The organism is Hyalangium sp. (assembly GCF_035629615.1).
GTDB lineage: Bacteria > Myxococcota > Myxococcia > Myxococcales > Myxococcaceae > Hyalangium.
The window spans coordinates 1-3,911 of sequence record NZ_DASPHO010000661.1 but is presented as its reverse complement, the minus strand read 5'-3'; the positions used below and the strand labels follow the sequence as shown (position 1 = coordinate 3,911).

The 3,911-nt window shown below is 65.6% G+C and carries 2 protein-coding genes; one reads left to right on the top strand and one right to left on the bottom strand.

Annotation, left to right across the window (positions count from 1 at the left end):
- A partial coding sequence (locus VD972_RS33655; RefSeq protein WP_324992897.1) for a DsbA family protein occupies positions 1 to 974 on the bottom strand: 974 nt, incomplete at its 3' end.
- Between the two features lie 409 nt (positions 975 to 1,383).
- Between VD972_RS33655 and VD972_RS33650 the strand changes: the two genes are divergently transcribed.
- On the top strand, positions 1,384 to 3,774 hold the full coding sequence (locus tag VD972_RS33650) for an EF-hand domain-containing protein (RefSeq protein WP_324992896.1): 2,391 nt from the start codon (positions 1,384 to 1,386) through the stop codon (positions 3,772 to 3,774).
- Positions 3,775 to 3,911: the final 137 nt, after the last annotated feature.

Below are 3,911 nucleotides of genomic sequence, written 5' to 3'. Positions count from 1 at the left end.
GAGACGTCGGCCGCGCGCGAGCAGAACGGGCACTCGAAGTCCGAGAAGGCCACCAGCGTGACAGGCGCGTCGCTCGGACCCTTCGCCGGCGCGCTGCCCAGCTCCACCTTCTGCACGGGCGGCTCGGGCGGCGGCGGCGGTGCCGGCGCCACGCTCACGCCGTGCGACAGCACGGAGGCGTAGATGTCCGAGGGCTTCATCCCCTCGTTCACCATCATCTGCGCCTTGGCCATCTCCTCGTCGATGACCGCCCGGAAGATCTCGATGGGCTGGGCGCCCGAGAAGAAGCGGCCGTTGACGAAGAAGCCCGGCGTGCCGCGCGCACCCAGCGACTGCGCCAGCGCGGCGTCCCGATCCACGATCGCCGCGAGCTTCGGATCCGCCAGGTCCTTCTTCCAGCGCTTCATGTCCAGCCCCACCTCCTTGGCGAAGGTCTCCAGGCTGGCGTCATCCAGCCGCGACTGGTTGGCGAAGAGCTTGTCGTGGTACGCGAAGAACTTGCCCTGGTTGTGAGCCGCCAGGGAGGCGATGGCCGCCGGGCGCGCGCGCGGGTGGAAGGGCAGCGGGTGCTGCTTGACGACCAGGCGCAGCTTGTTGCCGTAGTCCTCTTGCACCTGCTTGACGGTGGCGTTGGCCCGGGAGCAGAACGGGCACTGGAAGTCGGTGAACTCCACCATCGTCACCAGCGCGTCCGCCGGGCCCTGGGTAGGAGACTCCTCCAGGGGGACCTTGAAGACGGTCGTCGAGAGCAGCTGCCGCTGCTGGGGCTGCGCCGGAGCCTCTGCCGCCGGAGCGGGCGGGGTGGCCGGGGCGGCCTGCGCGGTGGCGGTCTTCGCCGGGTCGGCCGGGTTGCCGCTCGTGGTCCAGATCATCCGTCCCACGCCCACGCCCAGCACCAGGCCCAGCACGAGCCCCAGCACTCCCGCCGTCACCCCGTTGACGCCGCCTGTCTTCGTCTCTTTCACATCACTCACTTCATTCACCCCAGCAGGATCTATCGATTGGAAGGCCCGGGCGTACTGAGGCCGCGAGCCGTGGAACTCTACGCGAGAGTGACATGAAGCGCTCCGGGGTTTCAGGTTTCCCTTGAACGGAGCCCAAGCGAGCAGCGGAGGGCCTCGCAGGTAGGAGCCCCCCCTTCACCCTCTCACCGCCACCTTCCCTCGCAGCTCGCCCCGGGCGAAGTCCTTCCGATGACGGTTGGCACGAAGACTGCCTTGGGAGCCCCGAAGCATGCAGTTGCCCCTCGCTGCACCGTTTCCCTGAACCTGGAGGCCCCGCAGTGCTGGCTGACACGTCAGTGACACGTCAGTGTCATGTCCGCTCCCCTCCCTCATTCCGATCGAGCCGTCGCAAAGCCTTTGGATCAAGAAAAGAGAAGAAATGACGAACGCAAATTCACGTGGTGGCGGGTCCGGCCTCAAGCGCTACTTCCAGTTCGGCGAGAAGCCCTTCCTCAAAGGGGCCGGCACCAAGTCACCGGAGGCCTGGTTTCTGGGCACCAAGGCCGAGAACGCCGAGGAGCTCGAGCGGCTCGTGGTCGAGGCCATCCGCGATCACTCCTTCTGGCGGCGGAACTTCCACCCGCAGGATCCCACGCATATCACCGAACAATCCAAGCGGCACCCCTCGTACCTCCACGCGATGGACTCGCTGAGGGATAACTTCCGGTCGCTCCTTTCGTTCCTCAAGAAATCCGTCCCCTTCTTCAGCGGCCGGTACCAGGGCCACATGAACTGGGACACCACGCTCCCCAGCGTGCTCGGCTATTTCGCGGCCATGCTCTACAACCCCAACAACGTCGCGTTCGAGGGGTCCACCGCCACCACGCTCCTCGAGATGATCGTGGGCGACGATCTGTGCCGGATGCTCGGCTATAGCATCCCCGACGAGGACGCCATTGAGCGGGGAGCCATCCGGCCCTGGGGGCACATTACCTGTGGCGGCACCATCGCGAACATCGAGGCCATCTGGTCCGCCAGGAACCTCAAGCTCTATCCCCTCGCGCTGCGCGAGGCGCTCAAGGCCGAGCCGTCCCTCGCGACGGCGCGCGCGCTCACGGTCACCACGTGCGACGGGAGGAAAGAGCCGCTGTTGTCGCTCGACACGTGGTCGCTCCTCAACCTCAAGGTCGACGACATCCTCGCCCTGCCCGGGCGCTTGACGGCCGAGCACGGCATCTCGGGTGACGCAATCACAGAGGCCCTGTCGAGGCACTCCCTCCAGCACCTCGGCATCCTCGAGTTTTCGAGGCGCTACCTGGGGGATGTGAAGGAATCTCCAGTGGTGCTGGTCCCCGCAACGAAGCATTACTCGTTCCCCAAGGCGGCGGCGGTCCTCGGAATCGGCTCGGCGAACGTGATTGACGTGCCCGTGGATCGTGACGCGCGGATGAGCCTCCCCGATCTCGAACGAATCTTGAGAGAGTGCCTCCAGGCGCGGCGGCCGGTCTACACGGTGGTCGGCGTGCTTGGCAGCACGGAAGAGAGCGCGGTGGATCCGCTGAAGGGGATCCTCGAGATGCGCCAAGCGCTCCAGAAGAGCGGGCTCTCGTTCACGGTCCACGCGGACGGCGCGTGGGGCGCGTATTTCGCCGCCGTGCTGCGCCCCGACGAGGGGCCGCGCGAGAAAGAGGCGCCGCACGGTCCGCCGCCCGAGGTGGGGATGAGCGGGTACGTGACGGCCCAACTCTCGGCGCTCGGAAGGGCCGACTCCATCACGGTGGATCCGCATAAATCAGGCTACATTCCGTACCCGGCGGGGGCGCTCTGCTATCGGAATGGGGCCATGCGCGACATGGTGACATTCAAGGCGCCCTATATCGTCCACGGCGACGAGGAGCCCGCGGTGGGGATTTACGGGCTGGAAGGCTCGAAGCCAGGGGCCGCGGTGGCGGCGGTGTACCTGAGCCACAAGGTCATCCGGCCGACGCGGAGCGGTTATGGGCAGATCCACAGGAGGGCCCTCTTCAATTGCAAGCGCTTCTACGCGCGGCTCTTGTGCATGGCCAGGCCGGACGACAGGTTCGTGATTGTCCCGGTCCCGCGGCTCCAGGCGGAGGTCTCGGGCAGCGACGTCGAGGCCGAGGTGCGGTTCATCCGCGAGCGCATCAACCGAAGAAACGAAGACGAGCTCTTGGCGGATCCCGAGGCCATGGCGCTCCTCCCCGAGCTCGGACCGGATCAGAATATCTTGACCTACGCCGTGAATTTCAGGAACCCGGACGGCTCGCTCAACACGGATCTGGAGCAGGCAAACCGGTTGAACAAGGCCATCTACGACCTGTTGAGCATCGATCCTGGGGACGAGATCTACGGCTACGGAATGATCGTGAGCACGACCGATTTCAGCGAGGAGCACTACGGGAAGACGTTCATCGAGGATTACAAGAGACGCCTGGGCGTCTCGTCGTCGCCCGGCTCCACGGTGACGGTGCTCCGGTCGACGACGATGGCCCCGTGGCTCTTGTCGATGCCCGAAGGCAGCTTCCTGGACGTGCTGGAGTTCGAGCTCCGCGACGCGATCCTGAAGTCGATGATGAGGGACTCGATGTTCCAGATCTTCAATGAGATCGACACGAACAAGGACGGCGTCCTGGACGTGGCGGAGGTGATGAGCAAGTTCCGCGAGAAGGGCTACCGCGACGAAGAAGTCGACGCGTTCTTGCGGATGTGCGACCTCGATAAGAGCGGCACGGTGTCCCTGGAGGAGTTCCTGGGCGCGTTCTCGCAGTTCGTGGCCAAGTCGAAGCTCGCGAGCGGCGTCAGCGCCTAAGTCATCGGGGCTAAGTCTTTTCAGGGGTAGTATCGCCGCTGCCCGCTGGGATAGGGAGGGGCGGCGCGATGATCCGGACCAAGCGGAGTCTGAAGCTGACGCCGACGGAGCGGAAGAGGCTCCTGCGTACCCTGCGG

What these genes read in the sequence shown, in the direction of transcription:
- VD972_RS33650 (WP_324992896.1), top strand. Translation starts at nt 1,384, where the DNA reads ATGACGAACGCAAATTCACGTGGTGGCGGGTCCGGCCTCAAGCGCTAC.